This is a genomic window from Chryseobacterium endalhagicum (assembly GCF_016745235.1).
GTDB classification, from domain to species: Bacteria; Bacteroidota; Bacteroidia; order Flavobacteriales; family Weeksellaceae; genus Chryseobacterium; species Chryseobacterium endalhagicum.
Map to the genome: position 1 here is coordinate 801637 of NZ_JAELVM010000003.1, position 17076 is coordinate 818712.

Consider the following 17076-nt stretch of genomic DNA (forward strand, 5'->3'; position numbering starts at 1 on the left):
CAAAATTTTGGACTTATTCTTTCCAACTTTAAAATGTTCCAAGCAACTCGTATCCAACAATCCGAGAATATCATTTATAGCTCAAAAACACTTAAACCCTCCTATTCTCAAACCCGCAACCCGCAACTATAAACCGCTATCCGAAGATCGTTCCAGAAACTCTATATTTCGTTTCAGGCCGGCAAATTTGGTTCTCTTCACCGGAGATTTTCTGAATATTTCGGAGAATATTTCCTGGGTAATTTCCTTCCACTCTTCTTTCTTAAAGCTTTTCAGTGATTCGTTGGGTGCAAATTTCGCCTGACGGTTGGGTGCAGAGAACCTGTTCCATGGGCAAACGTCCTGGCAGATATCACATCCGAACATCCAGTCCTCCATTCTTCCTTTAAAATGGTCCGGAATTTCATTTTTCAGCTCTATTGTGGCATAAGAGATACAGCGGCTTCCATCAATGATTTTATCGGAGACAATTGCATCTGTAGGACACGCATCGATACATTTTCTGCAGGTCCCGCAATGATCTGTGGTGGCATGATCAGGAGTCAGTTCCAAATCGCAGATGATTTCTGCCAAAAAGTAAAATGAGCCGTTCTGTTTGGTAATAAGATTGGCATTTTTCCCAACCCAGCCAATGCCTGACTTCCTTGCCCAGCTTCTTTCCATCACAGGCGCAGAATCTACAAAAACCCGGAAGCCAAACTCTCCTATTTCTTCCTGCAGCTCTGAAACCATCTCGCGGAGAATTTCTTTCACTACTTCATGATAATCTTCAGCGTAAGCATATTTGGAAATCTTATAATTTTCCAGGGCAGAAATTTTTTCTTCAGGAAAGTAGTTGTAAGAAAGTGAAATAACAGATTTCGAACCTTCTACAAGGAGCCTTGGATCAAGTCTTTTATCGAAATGATTTTCCATGTATTTCATTTCACCATGGAAGTTATTTTTCAACCAATTTTCAAGATTAGGTGCATCTTCTTCTAAGAAATCCGCTTTCGAGATACCGCAGCTCTGAAATCCAAAACGTTCTGCTTTGGACTTTATTAACTGAGCGTGTTTTCCGGCATTGGAATTGAGAATTTTCACCTTGCAAAATTAAGATTAATTTATATATTTGCGGCGGTTAAAAAAATCATTATTTTAAATAGAGATTTAACACATTTATAAAAAAAACGAAACCATAAATTATGAAAAAAACCGGTCTGCTGATTGCTATTCTGGCTGCAAGTGTTTCTTATGCACAAATTAAATTTGAAAAAGGATACTTCATTAACAACTCGGGTGAAAAAACAGAAGTATTTATTAAAAATTTAGACTGGAGAAATAATCCTGTTGAATTTGAATATAAGTCCGAAGAAAAGGGAGAAATCAAAAAGGAAAGCATCAAAAATATCCAGGAATTCAGCATCGATGGAACCAGCAAATATATAAGAAAAAAGGTGATGATGGACCGGTCTTCTGCCAACCTAAACAGGATGTCTGACGAAAAAGCTCCGGATTTTAAGGAAGAAACTATATTCCTGAAATATATGATAGAGGGAAAAGCATCCCTTTTATACTATAACGGCCGAGATACAAAAAGATTTTTTTACAGCATAAACGGCTCTGAGCCTCAGCAGCTTATTTACAAACCTTATTACGTTACTGAAAACAAGGTTGCCTATAATGAAGAATATAAAAAGCAGATCGCTGAAAATCTGGACTGCGGTATAAACAGTAAGGTTCTTGAAAAAGCAGAATACAAAGAAAAAAACTTAACCAATCTCTTTGTTCTGTATAATCAGTGTTCCGGCGGCGGAGTTTTACAATATGAAGAGGAAAAGGAGAAAAGGGATCTTTTTAATCTGAATATCAGACCCGGAATTAATTTTTCTTCATTTAGTACCACCTATGCAGGTTTCTACTCTACTGATAAAACCAATTTTGCAAATAAAACATCATTCAGAATAGGACTTGAAGCTGAATTTATTTTACCGTTTAATAAAAACAAATGGGCCATTTTCGTGGAACCAACGTATCAGTCATACAAAAGTGAAGCAGAAGAAACTGTTAGTCCGGGCACTCTCTTTGAATACAAAATGAAAAGCAACATAGACTATAAGTCGATAGAAGTTCCTTTTGGTATAAGACATTATTTTTTCCTAAGCAATAACTCAAAGGTTTTTGTGAACGCAGGCTATCTTATAGATTTTAAAATGAGTTCAAGTTTTACTCAGGGGCAACAATCCATTGAAGTGAAACCGGGAGGCAATTTTCTATTTGGAGCCGGATTTAAATACAATGACAGATTCAGTGCTGAAGTTAGAGTCGGAACGGCAAGAAGTCTGACTGGAAACTACCGTTTTCTGAGTTCTGATTACAGAACGGCATCAATAATTCTGGGCTATACCCTTTTCTAAAAATTTTAAGACTTTTTTCAGAAAAAAATTACGTATTTTCGTTCTTATTTTTTAATCTATAAATTGAATACTTATGTCTTTAATAGAAGTTATACAATCAGGAAATTATGAATTGATCGATGTCCGTGAGCCAATGGAGCTTGAAATGGACGGAAATATAGACGGAGCCAAAAATATTCCTCTGGGAGAGGTTGAAGACAGAAAAGAAGAGATTCTAGCTGTTGAAAAGCCTGTGATTTTGTTCTGCAGAAGCGGAAACAGAAGCGGAAAAGCATTGGAATATCTTAACGGACAAGGTTTGAAGGACGGTCATAACGGCGGAGGCTGGGCTGAACTGAAAGCTGTACTGGAAGCAAATCAAGGAACTTTTTAAAGTTCCTTTTTTTATCTTCATTCGTCATGAATCTGAAAGAAAAATTTACAGTTCTTGGTCTCTCCTACACAGAAAACCAGGACCTCATCGATAGTCTTTGGCAGGAAATAGAAATCCGCTATTCAGAGAAAGGCAGGCATTATCACAATCTTTTGCATCTTGAAAACATGTTTCTGGAACTGGAAACTGTGAAAAGTACTATTGCAGATCTCACAGCCATTTCATTTTCTGTGTTTTACCACGATGTGATTTATGATGCCACGTCAAAATCCAATGAAGAGAAAAGCGCATTATTTGCCGCGGAGAGACTTCAAAAACTGAGTTTAGATCAAAATATAATTTCAAAAGTTTCAGAACAGATCTTAGCCACAAAATCTCATCAAAAAGCTGTTGATACGGACACCAATTATCTTCTCGATGCTGATCTTGCCATTCTGGGAAAGGAACTATCCGTTTATATGGAATACACGCGGCAGATCCGGAAGGAATACTCCATTTATCCTAATCTTCTGTACAAACCGGGAAGAAGAAAGGTGCTCAGACATTTTCTTGAGCTTGAAAGCATTTTTAAAACTGAAAAATTCAGGGATCAGTATGAAGTGCAGGCCAGGGAAAATATAGCGGAGGAGCTTAGGATCTTGTAATCAAGAATCAAGAATCAAGAATCAAGATAAAAAAATAAAAAAGGAGATGCAAAAAATTGCATCCCCCATCATGAAAAACATCCATTTCTCAACACCAATAGATCACATTCATTAGATCAAAACCATTTGAAAATCTCTTTACTGATGATTCAAAAATAAAGATCACTACAGTATTTTCATGCGATTTGGATTGTATCTTTTGTGTAAGATCGCAGTATGACAAAGGAGAAAATTTATCCTTAATATCTTTGAGAAAAAATATTTAGAAGCTCAAAAAAATAATTTAAAAATTATCTCAGATATTAATTCTTACTTTTTGATTTCCGTTAAAAAATGCATAATAAAGAAAGACAAATCATACAAAAAAGCACGCAAAAAAAGCTGTAAACCAAAGATTACAGCTTTTTTTGTATAGAAAATTGTACAAATGAATCTTTATGCATTATTTATGTACAAGTAAAATCTTTTTCAAAGTCTTTTCTTCCTTTGTAATCAGATATTTACAGCGATAAACTCTGCTGCTTTACTGAGAACCAGCTCCGGAACTTCTTTATGCGGCGTATGCCCTACTCCGGGAATTATGTACTTTTCTGCGGGTCCGTTTACCTGGGAAACTGTTTTTTCAACCTGATCCAAAGTTCCGTATTCATCAGCTTCTCCCTGGATAAAAAGTAACGGACACTGAATATTTTTAAGCAGATATTCTATATTCCAGCTTCTGTAGTCTTCGCGGGTCCAGGTTTCTGTCCATGCTCTGAAAAGTGTTTCCACTTTATCACCGTGGTACTTTTGGAGACGTTCCGCCAGATTGGTGGTTTTATAGGCTTCCCATGCATCATAAACGCCTTTTAACGTTACATCTTCTACAAATATATGTCCTGCTTCACAGATAACAGCTTTTACTTTCTCAGGATATTTCGCTGCTGTGATCAATGCAATCGTTCCGCCATCACTGTGTCCGAAGAGAATAGCATTGCTGATATTAAGCTTAATCAAAAGGTCATTCAGCAAATCGGCTTCCAATTCCATATAATTGACAGGTCTCTCATGGGTCAGCATCGGCCCGGATTTTCCGTAGCCCAGTCTGTCATACACTAAAATATTACAGCCAGTGAGTTCAGACAATTTTACAGGCAGATCTCTCCAAAGCTGTGTGCAGCCTAAAGAATCGTGCAGAAAAACAAGTACAGGTTTTCCTTCAAATGAGTTATTACAGGTGATATAAAGTTTCTGTTCCCTTACTTCAATTATTCGTTCTTCCATTGATCTTTTCCTCTATTTATAAAACCGGTGCTGTTGCTTCCTTAAACTCTTTGAGTAAATTGTTGAAAACAGTTTCTACAGGTAATATATCATCAATTAAGGCGGAAACCTGCCCTATTTCCAGTTCGCCGTCTTCCATATCTCCTTCAAACATTCCGCGTTTGGCCCTTGCGCGACCCAGAGAAGCAATCAGAGCCTCTTTATTTCTTCCCGACTGGTATATCTCTTCCAGCTCGCCAAAGAACTTATTTTTAACCATTCTTACGGGTGCCAGCTCTTTTAAAGTAAGATGAGTGTCGCCTTCATTAAGTTCGGTAATTTTCTTTTTCCAGTTTTCATGAGCACTTGCTTCAAGAGTGGCTGCAAAACGGGAACCGATCTGTACGCCATCTGCCCCTAGAATCATGGCTGCCTTCATCTGTGAGCCCAATGCAATTCCTCCTGCGGCAATCAGCGGTTTGGAAATATGTTTTTTCACATTCGGGATCAGGCATAAAGTAGTAGTCTCGTCTCTTCCGTTGTGCCCTCCGGCTTCAAAGCCTTCGGCTACGACTGCATCTACTCCGGCTTCTTCACATTTTACAGCAAATTTGGTTGAAGAAACTACATGGGCTACTTTTATTCCTTCTTTCTGAAGGGTTTCCGTATAGGTTTTAGGGTTTCCTGCGGAGGTAAAAACAATCTTCACGCCTTCTTCCAGGATAATCTGGATAATCTCTTCCAAATTGGGATACAGCATGGGAACATTCACGCCAAAAGGCTTATCCGTAGCCAATTTACATTTCTGTATATTCTCCCTTAAGATGTCAGGATACATACTTCCTGCGCCTATCAGACCCAATCCGCCACAGTTGGAAACCGCCGAAGCCAGCTTCCATCCTGAGTGCCATATCATTCCGGCTTGAATAACAGGGTATTGTATATTAAAAAGTTCGGTAATTCTATTTTGGCCAGCCTGAGCTTCCTGAAGCTTTTTAGCTGAATTGAAATCTATAAAATTGCTCATGCGTAAAAATAATAAAAACCTCGGTTTTCAAGAGGTAAAAAATAAATAAAATCACTGGAAGCTGTAAGTTTTGGGATGCGGGTTTTTGAAGGTTGCGAGTTGCTGGTTGCTAGTTGAGCCAATTGCTTCCAATATGTTTTACTTAAAAAGTTTTGGGGTGAGGGTGCGGGTTTCGAGATATCGAGTTATGTGTGGCAATTATGAGTCATTGATTCGAAATTGTTTACTCAAAAAACACTACTATTCTCAAACCCAAAAACCTGCAATCAGCAACTCGCAACTCATAGCCCGAAACTCATAACTCGCAACTTTCTAAAATCAGCAACCCGTACTCCGGAAACCCGAAACCCGCATTACTTTAGATTTATGATCTCAATATAATTTTTTTAGAAAGATGATAAGTATTGAAATAAAAAAACCTTCAGAATTTCTGAAGGTTTTCTATTTATTTTTTGATCGATTCTTTTTTCCAGTTGGCTTTGAAATTACAGGCATCGTAACGTCCGTCTATGGAGATAAAGGTTGTCGGTAGTTTAGAGTTGACAAACTTTTCAATCATTTCATTACGCTTTTTATTAAGCGCCATCTGCTTGATCCTGTTGTAATCCGTTTCCATTGTGATCTGGTGAGCAGGAATCACATCTTCCTGTTTGATGATCTTTACCACTTTTCTTTTATTGTCCTCATCTTCAAAAGGGGCGGTGATATCTCCTTTGTTCAAACCGGCTAATTCATAACTGATCGTTCCTGGAATACTTTCTCTTTCAATTTTATCAGAACCATCTGCTCCTGCAATAATTCCTGCATTGAACTTTGTTCTTTTATCATCTGAAAATTTAAAAGCGGCATCTTTAAATGTCATTTTACCGGCAACAATAAGACCTTTGATACTGTCCAGTTTTGCTTTTGCCGTTTTCATTTCATCATCTGTAGGAGTAGCTTTTAACAGGATATGTCTCGCATCATATACTTTCCCTGATTTTTTGATCAGCTGGATGATATGATATCCGAATTCAGATTCAATAGGTTCTGAGATTTCATTTTCCTGAAGGTTCATGGCAGCCGCTTCAAACGGTTTTACCATCTGTCCTTTAAAAATATTCTTGTACAATCCTCCGTTTGCAGCAGATCCTTCATCTTCAGAATAAATTCTAGCCTGGCTTTCGAAGGTTTCTCCGCCTGCAATATCCTGCTTGATTTTCTTTAATCTTTTGATAAGATCTTCCTTGTGCGCTTCTGTAAGCTTAGGATACATCATGATCTGAGCTAAAGAAATCTCATCTTTCACTTCCGGAAGCTGCGATTTGTACAGGTTATAGAAATCGGTAACCTCATTGGGTGTTACGTCTGCTTTTTCAGTAATACGCTGATATTTTGCCTGCCCGTAGTATTGATCCACGTCTATCTTTTCGATAGCGTTTTTCATTTCAAATGCATTTCTGAATTTATAGGCAGTAAGCATAGTTTTTTCGTCCGGGAACTGGGAAAGTAACTGACGGTATTTCGCATTCGCCTGCTCTTTAATGGCAGCAGAACGGTTTTCAATTAATGTATCTTTTTTGGCTTCGTATACAAGAAGCTTGTTGCTGATCAGGTTTTCAAGGAAGTCACATTTATCAGTCTGTGAAGCTCCCTGTTGTTTGGCATAGTTCATCTGCTCATTCACATCAGATTCCAGAACAATTTCATCCCCGATAACAGCAGCAATACCATCCACTAATTCTCCCGGTTTTAGCTGAGCATTCATGTTTGAAGAGAATATCATCATGAAAATCCCAAGAAGAAAAGTGATTTTTAGTTTATTTGTCATTTTACTATTTTAAACAAGTTGCAAATTTAGAATTCTTAACGAATTACTCTAAATTTTTTATTATAAATATTTCTTAAAAAGACTTATTTATTGCAGTTCAACATCGAATGTTGTTAATTCTTTAAATTGTCTTAATCTGCTGAACACATCAGATTCATTTACTTCTTCAATTCTTTCCGTTCCGAATTTCTCCACGGTGAAAGAAGCCATCGCAGAACCTACGATCAATGCAGACTTCATCGTCTCGAAATCAAACTTACCTTTTTTAGCAAGATAAGCGGCGAAACCTCCTGCAAAAGTATCTCCGGCTCCGGTAGGATCGAAAACATCTTCCAGCGGAAGCGCAGGGATAGCAAATACTTTATTGTCGTGGAAAAGTAAAGCTCCGTGCTCTCCTTTTTTGATGATCACATAGTCAGGACCCATGGTGTGGATCTTTTTAGCTGCTTTTACCAAGGAATATTCTCCGGAAAGCTGTCTGGCTTCTTCATCATTGATGGTGATTACATCGGTTTTAGCAATCATATCCATCAGGATGTCCAAAGCACAGTCCATCCAGAAATTCATCGTATCAAGGATAACCAGTTTAGGACGGTTGTTCATTTTTTCCAGTACGGAAAGCTGAACGCCCGGGTGAAGGTTTCCAAGCAGAAGGATCTCTGCGTCCTGCATAGAGTCAGGAATTTTCGGATCAAAGTTTTCTAAAACATTCACTTCTGTAGCCAAAGTATCTCTGGTATTCAGGTCATTATGGTATCTTCCGGACCAGAAGAACGTTTTTCCTTCTTTTACGATCTCAATTCCTTCAATATTTATATCTCTGTCTGTGAACATATCAAGGTGTTCCTGTGGGAAATCTCCTCCTACAACAGAAACAATACCAGATTTAACGCCCAAAATAGAAGAAGTGATCCCAATATAAGTGGCTGCACCTCCTAAAATTTTATCTGTTTTACCAAACGGCGTTTCGATTGCATCGAATGCAACACTTCCTACAACTAAAAGTTTCATATATTTTTCAATGTATTTTAAAGTCTATTATTTTTTCCATTCAAAAGTGTCCAGCATGTGTTTCATATCGTTTTTGATATAGTTCACCGCCGGGGCCAAAGAATCAGGTTTCGGCCTTGTGTTAAAGTATAAATAAGCAGTCACAAAGTGTTTTGTGCTGTCTGTAATGTAAAATTGAAGATTGGAAGCGCTCTGCCCCTTCAGTTCATAGAAATTTCCGTAGACTTTTTTGTCCGGATATTCAAATGATTTGGTATCTATGGAGCTTGCCTTGATCGTGTGTTCATACACCATCTTTTCTGTTTCTTTGATATGATCTGCAAAATCATTCTGGATAGGGTAATACGTCACGAACAGCTTTGCTTTCATTTTCGGGTAGTTGATATAATACCAGCACGGCTTTTTAGCATCTGTAATCCTTGCAAAATCCGAATATTCAAAAGTATAGGCACAGCTGTTTTCAAATTTCTGATACCTTGGCTCCGGGTACTCAAGACGGAGTTCACCGGAAGGCTTGGGAACGTGGTCTTTCCCACAGGAAATTAAAAGCAGTGACACAAAAATAAAAATGACGTTTTTTATCATTTTGCAAAAGTACAAATTAGATTTTAGATTTTGGGAGACAAATTTCAGTCTTTCAGTGAGTTTTGAATGTAGTTTTCCAAAGGCTTGGGAAAAGATTTGTCATGGGAGGCTTCAAAGTCTGTAATCATGTACTGATTCTGTACTATAAAGCTGTTCCAGACCGCTTCTGAATCCACCTCAACATTTGAAATTTCAATGGTGAGATTCTTGTGGGTAAGCTTATGCGTAATTGTTTTCACATTTTTTATAAAGGGTTCCAGATCAGCAGAAATTGCCGGTGGAAATTCAAATAATTTCTTCCAGATAAAATCGTCTTTTCTCTGCCGGATCAAAAACTGTCCGTTTCTGTGCACAAAATAATACGTCAGAGCCAGGTCTTCCGTTTTTACTTTTTTCGTTTTTACCGGATATTCTGATATTTTTTCCATGGTAAAGGCCAGACAGTCATCATTAACGGGGCATTCACCGCAGAGAGGATTTTTGGGTTTACAGATTTCAGAGCCCAGATCCATCATGGCCTGATTAAAATCGCCCACGTTTTCAGGCATAATCAAGGTTGCAAGCTGTGAAAAATAGGTAAAAGCCCTAGAATTGGAAATATCAAAATCATCGGCAAAAATACGGCTTAAAACACGGTAGAAATTCCCGTCCACAGCAGGCATTCTCCCTCCAAAGCAGATGCTTGAAACTGCAGCTGCGGTGTATTTTCCGATTCCTTTTAATTTTAAAATTTCTTCATACTCAGCAGGAAAACTACCCTGGTAGTCATTCATAATCTGCTGTGAAGCTTTATGAATATTAATAGCTCTTGAATAATATCCAAGCCCTTTCCAATACAGTAAAACTTCATTTTCATCAGCTTCTGCCAATGTTTTTACGTCCGGAAATCTTTTGATAAAGTTATTATAGTGATTCAGCCCCTGACTGATTCTTGTCTGCTGAAAAACAATTTCGCAGATCCAGATTTTATAAGGGTCTTTAGTCTGTCTGAATGGCAGATCTCTTGCATTTTTTCCGTACCAGCTGAGGAGTTTGTTTCCTATGTGTCTGAAGTTATCGTTTTCTATTTTTTCCAAAGGTTCTTCTTCATTATGGATGCTTCGTGAATTTACAGACGTTTAATTCTTCTCTGCAAAGATAAAACTATTTATCCTTTTTCACGGAGTATACAGGCGCTGCTTTCAGCCATTCGTATTTTAGATTTCGTTCTGCGGCAATAAACCTGTAGCCGTCCAGCTTTTTAAGATAGAGATATATCGAATCATTTTTAAGCTTGAGTCTTTGCTGGGAAAGGAACATAAAAGGATAATCTGTCACAGAATCTCTCACTGTTTTCAGAACTTTTCCGGATCTTACTTTATACAGAAAGAATGTTTTGCCTCTTCCTTTTGAACTGTCTGCAAGCTTTACAGCAGAACTTGCGATGACCAGCTCGCTGCCGTCAAAGCATTCTTCTTCATTCATAACATAAGCTTTTCCCTCTTCGCGTTCGCCTTTAAAAAGATCCACCGAATAATGATCCGGTGCCTGGTATTTTTTTTCACATGCTGATAAAATAAAGAGCATGAACAGAGGCAGGAAAAAGACTGAACTTTTTTTGATCACATTAATTTTCATATGAATTGGCAGTAAAAAACCGATGTGAAATGCATCGGTTTTTATTATTAAAAGTTGGTATATTATTATTCCTGAGTATATTGTGCATCCCACTCGTTGCCATCATCTCCTTTGTGTCCGTCCAATTTGATAACGAAACTTTTAGTAGGAAAATAAGGAGTCATACGGATATCAAGCCATACTCTGTCTTTGTTTACTCTGTCCTGCTCGAAACGAACAATTTTGAATTTTTCAATCAATTTATCCGGACCTTTGATATTGTCAAGGAAAGTAACGATCTGTCTTCTCAGATCATCTTCGTTCTTGGCATTCCAGTTTTCGAAAGCTCTTCTGTTCAGGAAGTCAAGTAAAACTTTAGTTACGTAGTCGAATACTCGTACTACAGAATAGGTCTGTAGACCGATGTTATCTCCTGTAAATAATGTTTTGGCAGAGAATGCCATGATCTTTCCATATTCGTTAACCATCGGAACCAGACCCATTTTTTCCAACTGAGAAATTTCACTTTTCTTCAATTCGAATTTTACAGCGTCTACTTCGTTGATGTTACCATGTTTTTTACCTGCTGCTACCTGAGACATCAGCGTTTTGTGGATTTTTCCGGCCAATGAAGTGGAAGGTGGAAGTTCTACATTTTCCTCTTCTCCTACTTCTTCAGCTTTTCCTCTTCCCACAAGCCAGTTACACGTCATGATCACGTTACTTCTGTGAAGCTCTCCACCTGTAAGATTAGCAGAGTGGAATAAATCTACCACGTCATCCGGCTTATCAAGGTTAGCGAAATCGGTAACCATCATTACTTTATTCTCGTTACAGATTTTTGCCCATTTTTCGATGACTTTATTTGACCCTAAATATCCAGGTATAGCCAGGATAGAATAGTTGTCTCTCAGGTCTAAACGGTCATAGTAGTTCTTGAATTCTTCGGAAATAGCATCGATAAATAAAGGATTATCCAGATCTGAAACCTGTTCAAGACTTGCATTCACGATGCTTACGTTATCCACTTTATCCAATTCTGTGTTTTTGTAGAATTGAGCTACAGTTCTGTAGTTAGTTTCCAGCAAACGAACGGAATCCAGTGTATTTTTTAAGTTGGTCTTTAAATTCTGATCGGCTGCCTGTGCTTTGGTTTTGCACGTATCAGCCATTTTATCTGCAGATTCACTTCCTTCCAAAAGACTTACCCAAAGGTTTATTTTCTGAAGAAGTTCTTTTCTTTCATCTGATTTATTATTGTCGTTCAGGAAAATTTCTTTCCTTGCTTTTCTCGTTGGGTTCATATTGGCGATACCGTCTACAACGGATTCAACAAAGCCAAAACCTCCCATTTTATTAAGCTCCGCAAGCGGGTTGCCTTTCGGCTGCCCTGCATGTTGCTGCTGACCCTGCTGTTGGCTTTCTTGTGCCTGTAATTTGCTATCCATGATTTGATTTAGTGTAAATAATTATTTTTCAAGTTCTTGTGCCACATCTTTCAATACTTCGATGAAGGCAGCTCTCGTCTGCTCGTTCTCCAGCATATTACGCAGAATCTTATTGGTTTTCAATTGACGTACGATTTTATTGTACTGCTCCTGTTCCATGCTAAGCTGCTGCAGATAATCTGATTTCTGAGTAAGGTTTTTGGGTGTGAAGTCTGCAAGATTCTGAAAACGGAATTCTTCTTCTACCACGCCTCCATCTTCTGTTTCGTGCTGTACGGCCACAGAAGGCTGGAAATGTCTGAAAACATCATCCACCGTCTTTAATCCTGTAACGATTTCAGGGGTATAAGATTCTTCTGTAGTAAGCTGGCTTACGATCAGAGATTTGTTTTCCTGTATTTCCTGAATAGCTTCATTAGCGTCTACTTTTACCTCGTTTCCGCCAACACCATAATTAAACATTGCCATATTATTATTATTTTGAGATTTCTGATTTTGGTTTGGATCTGTCTTTGAGTAATTTACTGATGAATCAAATAAATTACCAATCCAATGTTTAAATTTAAAAAAAAACTGTAACATACAAAATTTTGTCAAGATTTTTCTTGAAATATTTAAATTAACCCATATTATATATATCGTAAAATCATGACTTTACGATGTCACTAAACTATGAAAAAATAAATAAACTTAAGCAGTCCGGATCAGAAATTAATATTATCCGGCTGGAAGCTGGAAAAGGGAGGCTGGAAGTTAACTATGGTAAGGGTTAAACCTTGCCATGCTCAGGCTACAAAACTGTTTGCAGTGCTGATTTTAGTTTCAACACCCTCCTTTTCCGGTTTCCTGATATCATTAAAAACAAAATATCTTATCCATGACTCCTATTAAAATAAGAATTCCTCCGGTGAGGGGAAAAAATATTCTTTATATTTAAACAAAGTAAACAGAGTCATGAAAGATGTAAAGATCGCGTTTAGAAAACCCATATATCCTGTTTCAGAAGCATTACAGCAGTATCTGGAAAAGCATAACAGAACCACCAAGATTCAGTTTTTATATGAAGACCTGCTCAGGTTCAGCGACAGTGTGAGGATTCTTGATAAGGAGGGCAAAGATACTTTGTGGCTTGGTGTATTGTATTCTGAATATGAATTTAAAGAAATAGAAGCCAATTTAAACAAGATCTACACGCTTCTTCATTCTGATGGAGACGAAGCTACTCTGCCCTATCTGAAAGTAGATACCATCGACTTCTGCACCTTTGGAAACTCCAAACCTTTCCGGATCCGGGTGAGGAATATTCTCAACGACAATCATACCAATTTTTATATTAAACAGGCCGATGCTTCCCGCATCTACGGACTGGAAATTGAAGACCTGCTTTCACCCAACCGGATTAACTTTCTGATTTACAAAAACACCCTGATTGAAGAGCATATCCTGGGAATTCCCGGTGATGTTTTTATTCAGAATCATTTGCACAAGTGTACGGAACTGGAGAAAGCACAGATTTCCAAGGAATTTGTAAAATTCAATGAGCGCTGCCTTATTGGGCTGCTTGGTGATATGCGTTCTTATAATTATGTGATTATTCCTATTCACGATTTCGATCAGGTTATTTACAGAATCCGCCCCATAGATTTTGACCAGCAAAGTTATGAAGGCAATCTGAAAGTTTATCTTCCCCAGTATTTCAAAGAAAACAGCGTGATGGTGAATATGGTCCTGGAAAAACTGAAGCCCAATTCCATAGAACAGTATCGGAAAGAAGTCCGTTCCCAAATTGTAAAAAGAGTGACCAGCAGCAGAAGCAGATTCGATGAACTTATTTCTATTATGAAAAAAGAAGATATTGCCCCGGAAGCCAATGTTACAGAGCTGAAAACAGCTTTGCAGAAACTCACCTACGACGTCAATTTCAAGTATTGCAAAACCATGGGAGATATTATAGAAACGGGAATAAATTTTGTTCTCCGGAATTATAAGAAAGCCTATTAAAAGAAAGCAAACTTGCTCAAAGGTGACGCATTTTTTTGTGACTAAGCATCCAATAGCATTGTTGATGTGATAAGCGTAATTTCAACCAATAGCTTCATCAATGGCACAGCCATCTTCTTTGCTTTCCTCTGATAAAGCGATTTGTTAGATAAGCTTTACGTATAATAATTCTGCATTTTTATATATGCAAAGCTTTTGTTGAATCCCGGGGGTTGTAACAGATGATAAAATGTAAACTTCATTAAGGATTTAACGCAAAGTTTCATTATAATATTGCATATTTTAAGGTGGCAAAGACGGAATCAATTATCATTGATTTGATTAAGCAGACGTATCATCCATTCGCTTCATCAGTAACGAAGTCGAACTCTTTGCATTCCTTTAAATTCAACATCGTCTAAAGTAAATCTTCGTCAAAAAAAATTATAAAATTTACCCTGCAAAGTTTTCATAAATATACGAAAAGGCTGTCCCTTTTGAGACAGCCCCATTTCTTTTCTAACAATTTCCGGTGATTCTACCAGATTTTTATCCTGTCCTGAGGAGCTTTGTACATTTTGTCTCCAGGTTTAATATCGAATGCCCTGCTAAATGCATCCTGATTTACCAGCGGACCGAATGCCCTGAACACTCCCGGAGAGTGCGGGTCTGTCTTCACCTGGTTAATCATATACTGATCCGTTGATTTTGTTCTCCAAACCGTTGCCCAGCTCATAAAGAATCTCTGATCCTGCGTAAATCCGCTGATCTTCCCCGGATTTCCTTTGTCTTTTAAATACATCTGAAGAGCATCATAAGCCACTGCTACGCCACCAAGGTCTCCGATATTTTCACCGCTTGTGAATTTACCGTTCACAAAGCTTCCTTTTACCGGTTCGTAGGCGCTGTACTGGGCGGCTAGCTGGCCTACCTTGGCATCAAAGTTCTTACGGTCTGCATCCGTCCACCAGTTATTAAGATTTCCGTCTCCGTCAAAACGTGATCCGCTGTCATCAAATCCATGAGAGATTTCGTGACCGATTACAGCTCCGATACCTCCGAAATTCACTGCAGCATCTGCTTTAGGGTTATAGAAAGGAGGCTGAAGGATCGCTGCAGGGAAAACAATTTCGTTGTTTGAACCGTTGTAGTAAGCATTTACCGTTTGCGGAGTCATTCCCCATTCTGTTTTGTCTACAGGCTTTCCAACTTTATCAAGGCTTTTCTGATACTGCCATGCAGCTACATTCTGAAGATTGGAATATAAAGTCGCTCCCTGTTTTGGAGATCCAACTTTTAACTTAGTATAATCTTTCCATTTATCCGGATAAGCGATCTTGACTGTAAATTTGGAAAGTTTCTCCTGAGCTTTAACTTTGGTTACCGCAGACATCCAGTCCATATCATTAATATGCTGCTTGAATGATTTTAAAAGGTAATCAATATAAGTTTCCATCTGGGATTTTGCTTCCGGGGTGAAATATTTTTCAACATATAATTTACCGAAAGCCTCACCAAGAACACCATTAACAAGAGTAAGTCCTCTTTTGTCCATCGGACGCTGCTCTTTCTGGCCCTGAAGATATTTGGAATAGAAATCAAATCTGATCTGCTCCAGATTATCATCCAGATTGCTGGCATTTCCGTTGATTAAATGATATTTTAAATAGTCTTTCAGCAGCGGAAGGTTCTTATCCGTGATGAACTGATCCATATTCTGATAATATTTCAGTTCCCCGATAATCACTCTGTCCGTATTCACACCTGCATCCTTCAGGTAATTTGCCAGATTGACATTTTTAACCAGCCCTGAAAGTTCAGTTACGTTTTTGGGATTGTATCTTAAATTGGCATCTCTGTTCTGCTCCAGCGTCAGCAGGTAGTTGGCCAGCTGTTTTTCAAAATCCACGACATTTTGTGCAGCCTGTGCTGAATTTTTATGCCCCAGAACTCCAAATAATTTTCCTACATACGTCTGATATTCCGCTAATGTTTTGGTATTGGCATCATTTACTTTCTGATAGTAATCTCTTCCCAATCCAAGATCCGGGCCGCCAAGATACACTGTATTCATTTTAGAGTTCTTCATATCTGCACCTACTCTCCATCCGTAGAAAGAATTGTCGCCTAATTTCGTAGCTTCAAGGAGATATTTCTGCAGATCATTAAGGTTTTTGATCGCTTCAATTTTGGCTAAATCTCCTTTGACAGGAGCCAGCCCATCAGCATTTCTTTTGTTCACATCCATGAAAGATGCATAAAGGTTCTGGATCTTCTGACCTTCTGAACCTTCAGAATAGGTTTCGGATAAAATGGTGTTCAGAATATCCAGTGAAGCATCATCCACATTCTCTCTCAACGCATTGAAAGAACCCCAGCTTGCTTTATCGGAAGGAATCTGGGTTGTTTTTACCCAATTCCCGTTCACATAGCTAAAAAAATCATCCTGCGGGCGTACATTTTTATCCATATAAGATAAATTGATCCCTTCCTCTTTTACTTCTTCTTTCATAGGCTCTGCAGCAGTTACGGTAGTTTCTGTTTTAGTTTCTGTACCTGCCGTTTTCGCCGTTCCGCATGAGTTTAAAAATACAACGCCGGAAAGAGCAAGTATCCCAATATTTAGCTTTTTCATTAAAAATTATTTAGATTATATCAAATATACAAACTTTGATGATAAGTGATTAATGATAATTGATAAAGAGTTTTCGAGGTGCGAGTTTCGGGGTTTTCGGGTTTTGAGTTTCGGGTTGCGGGTTTTGAAGTTGCGGGTTGCTAGTTTTGGGTTTGAGAGTATTTGGGGTTAGAGAATGGTAACGTTTTTGAGTAAAAAGCAATCTTGAAATCAATAGCTCATAACCCGAAACCCGAAACTCGCAGCCCGTAACTCGTAACTCGAAACTAGCAACTCCAAAACCAGCAACCCGAAACTCGAACCCCTCACCTGCAACCTAACATCTGCCA

General features: G+C 38.2%; 15 protein-coding genes. 4 read left to right on the top strand and 11 right to left on the bottom strand.

Annotated features, from left to right (window positions below; genetic code table 11):
- Positions 1-126: 126 nt before the first annotated feature.
- Positions 127-1083 (bottom strand): tRNA epoxyqueuosine(34) reductase QueG, encoded by a 957-nt coding sequence (gene queG, locus JET18_RS19175; protein WP_317193275.1) that lies wholly within the window; start codon positions 1081-1083, stop codon positions 127-129.
- Positions 1084-1184: 101 nt separating this feature from the next.
- Between queG and JET18_RS19180 the strand changes: the two genes are divergently transcribed.
- From JET18_RS19180 to JET18_RS19190, 3 genes are all read left to right on the top strand, one after another.
- A complete protein-coding gene (locus tag JET18_RS19180; RefSeq protein ID WP_202093805.1) occupies positions 1185-2396 on the top strand; it encodes an outer membrane beta-barrel protein in 1212 nt (403 codons plus the stop codon).
- Between the two features lie 73 nt (positions 2397-2469).
- Positions 2470-2769, top strand: a complete 300-nt coding sequence (locus tag JET18_RS19185) for a rhodanese-like domain-containing protein (RefSeq protein ID WP_202093807.1) — start codon at positions 2470-2472, stop codon at positions 2767-2769.
- 26 nt (positions 2770-2795) lie between these two features.
- Positions 2796-3413 carry an HD domain-containing protein gene (locus tag JET18_RS19190; protein ID WP_202093809.1) on the top strand — a complete coding sequence of 206 codons (618 nt, stop codon included), beginning with the start codon at positions 2796-2798 and terminating at the stop codon, positions 3411-3413.
- A 492-nt stretch (positions 3414-3905) separates the two neighbouring features.
- Here the strand turns inward: JET18_RS19190 and JET18_RS19195 are convergent, their stop codons facing one another.
- The 9 genes from JET18_RS19195 to JET18_RS19235 all read right to left on the bottom strand — a co-directional run bounded on the left by JET18_RS19195 (position 3906) and on the right by JET18_RS19235 (position 12600).
- Positions 3906-4676, bottom strand: a complete 771-nt coding sequence (locus JET18_RS19195) for an alpha/beta fold hydrolase (protein ID WP_202093812.1) — start codon at positions 4674-4676, stop codon at positions 3906-3908.
- A 16-nt stretch (positions 4677-4692) separates the two neighbouring features.
- Positions 4693-5682 (bottom strand): NAD(P)H-dependent flavin oxidoreductase, encoded by a 990-nt coding sequence (locus JET18_RS19200; RefSeq protein WP_202093815.1) that lies wholly within the window; start codon positions 5680-5682, stop codon positions 4693-4695.
- Positions 5683-6127: 445 nt separating this feature from the next.
- On the bottom strand, positions 6128-7492 hold the full coding sequence (locus JET18_RS19205; protein ID WP_202093817.1) for a peptidylprolyl isomerase: 1365 nt from the start codon (positions 7490-7492) through the stop codon (positions 6128-6130).
- Positions 7493-7579: 87 nt separating this feature from the next.
- On the bottom strand, positions 7580-8503 hold the full coding sequence (locus tag JET18_RS19210; protein WP_202093819.1) for a PfkB family carbohydrate kinase: 924 nt from the start codon (positions 8501-8503) through the stop codon (positions 7580-7582).
- 27 nt (positions 8504-8530) lie between these two features.
- A complete protein-coding gene (gene gldD, locus JET18_RS19215; protein ID WP_202093821.1) occupies positions 8531-9088 on the bottom strand; it encodes a gliding motility lipoprotein GldD in 558 nt (185 codons plus the stop codon).
- 44 nt (positions 9089-9132) lie between these two features.
- The gene (gene mutY, locus JET18_RS19220; protein ID WP_202093823.1) at positions 9133-10164 is read right to left on the bottom strand and encodes an A/G-specific adenine glycosylase; all 1032 of its coding nucleotides are present in this window, start codon (positions 10162-10164) and stop codon (positions 9133-9135) included.
- Positions 10165-10231: 67 nt separating this feature from the next.
- Positions 10232-10705 carry a hypothetical protein gene (locus JET18_RS19225; protein ID WP_202093825.1) on the bottom strand — a complete coding sequence of 158 codons (474 nt, stop codon included), beginning with the start codon at positions 10703-10705 and terminating at the stop codon, positions 10232-10234.
- 65 nt (positions 10706-10770) lie between these two features.
- On the bottom strand, positions 10771-12132 hold the full coding sequence (locus JET18_RS19230; protein WP_202093827.1) for a DUF5458 family protein: 1362 nt from the start codon (positions 12130-12132) through the stop codon (positions 10771-10773).
- Between the two features lie 21 nt (positions 12133-12153).
- On the bottom strand, positions 12154-12600 hold the full coding sequence (locus JET18_RS19235; RefSeq protein WP_167443735.1) for a type VI secretion system contractile sheath small subunit: 447 nt from the start codon (positions 12598-12600) through the stop codon (positions 12154-12156).
- A 486-nt stretch (positions 12601-13086) separates the two neighbouring features.
- Here JET18_RS19235 and JET18_RS19240 point away from each other — a divergent pair, with 486 nt between their 5' ends.
- Positions 13087-14133: a hypothetical protein gene (locus tag JET18_RS19240; RefSeq protein WP_202093829.1), complete on the top strand. Its 1047-nt coding sequence runs from the start codon at positions 13087-13089 to the stop codon at positions 14131-14133.
- A 517-nt stretch (positions 14134-14650) separates the two neighbouring features.
- On the opposite strand, the gene JET18_RS19245 is transcribed toward JET18_RS19240, so the two are convergent.
- Positions 14651-16747: a M13 family metallopeptidase gene (locus JET18_RS19245; protein ID WP_202093831.1), complete on the bottom strand. Its 2097-nt coding sequence runs from the start codon at positions 16745-16747 to the stop codon at positions 14651-14653.
- Positions 16748-17076: the final 329 nt, after the last annotated feature.

What these genes read in the sequence shown, in the direction of transcription:
- JET18_RS19180 (WP_202093805.1), top strand. Translation starts at nt 1,185, where the DNA reads ATGAAAAAAACCGGTCTGCTGATTGCTATTCTGGCTGCAAGTGTTTCT.
- JET18_RS19185 (WP_202093807.1), top strand. Translation starts at nt 2,470, where the DNA reads ATGTCTTTAATAGAAGTTATACAATCAGGAAATTATGAATTGATCGAT.
- JET18_RS19190 (WP_202093809.1), top strand. Translation starts at nt 2,796, where the DNA reads ATGAATCTGAAAGAAAAATTTACAGTTCTTGGTCTCTCCTACACAGAA.
- JET18_RS19195 (WP_202093812.1), bottom strand. Translation starts at nt 4,676, where the DNA reads ATGGAAGAACGAATAATTGAAGTAAGGGAACAGAAACTTTATATCACC.
- JET18_RS19200 (WP_202093815.1), bottom strand. Translation starts at nt 5,682, where the DNA reads ATGAGCAATTTTATAGATTTCAATTCAGCTAAAAAGCTTCAGGAAGCT.
- JET18_RS19205 (WP_202093817.1), bottom strand. Translation starts at nt 7,492, where the DNA reads ATGACAAATAAACTAAAAATCACTTTTCTTCTTGGGATTTTCATGATG.
- JET18_RS19210 (WP_202093819.1), bottom strand. Translation starts at nt 8,503, where the DNA reads ATGAAACTTTTAGTTGTAGGAAGTGTTGCATTCGATGCAATCGAAACG.
- gldD (WP_202093821.1), bottom strand. Translation starts at nt 9,088, where the DNA reads ATGATAAAAAACGTCATTTTTATTTTTGTGTCACTGCTTTTAATTTCC.
- JET18_RS19225 (WP_202093825.1), bottom strand. Translation starts at nt 10,705, where the DNA reads ATGAAAATTAATGTGATCAAAAAAAGTTCAGTCTTTTTCCTGCCTCTG.
- JET18_RS19230 (WP_202093827.1), bottom strand. Translation starts at nt 12,132, where the DNA reads ATGGATAGCAAATTACAGGCACAAGAAAGCCAACAGCAGGGTCAGCAG.
- JET18_RS19235 (WP_167443735.1), bottom strand. Translation starts at nt 12,600, where the DNA reads ATGGCAATGTTTAATTATGGTGTTGGCGGAAACGAGGTAAAAGTAGAC.
- JET18_RS19240 (WP_202093829.1), top strand. Translation starts at nt 13,087, where the DNA reads ATGAAAGATGTAAAGATCGCGTTTAGAAAACCCATATATCCTGTTTCA.
- JET18_RS19245 (WP_202093831.1), bottom strand. Translation starts at nt 16,747, where the DNA reads ATGAAAAAGCTAAATATTGGGATACTTGCTCTTTCCGGCGTTGTATTT.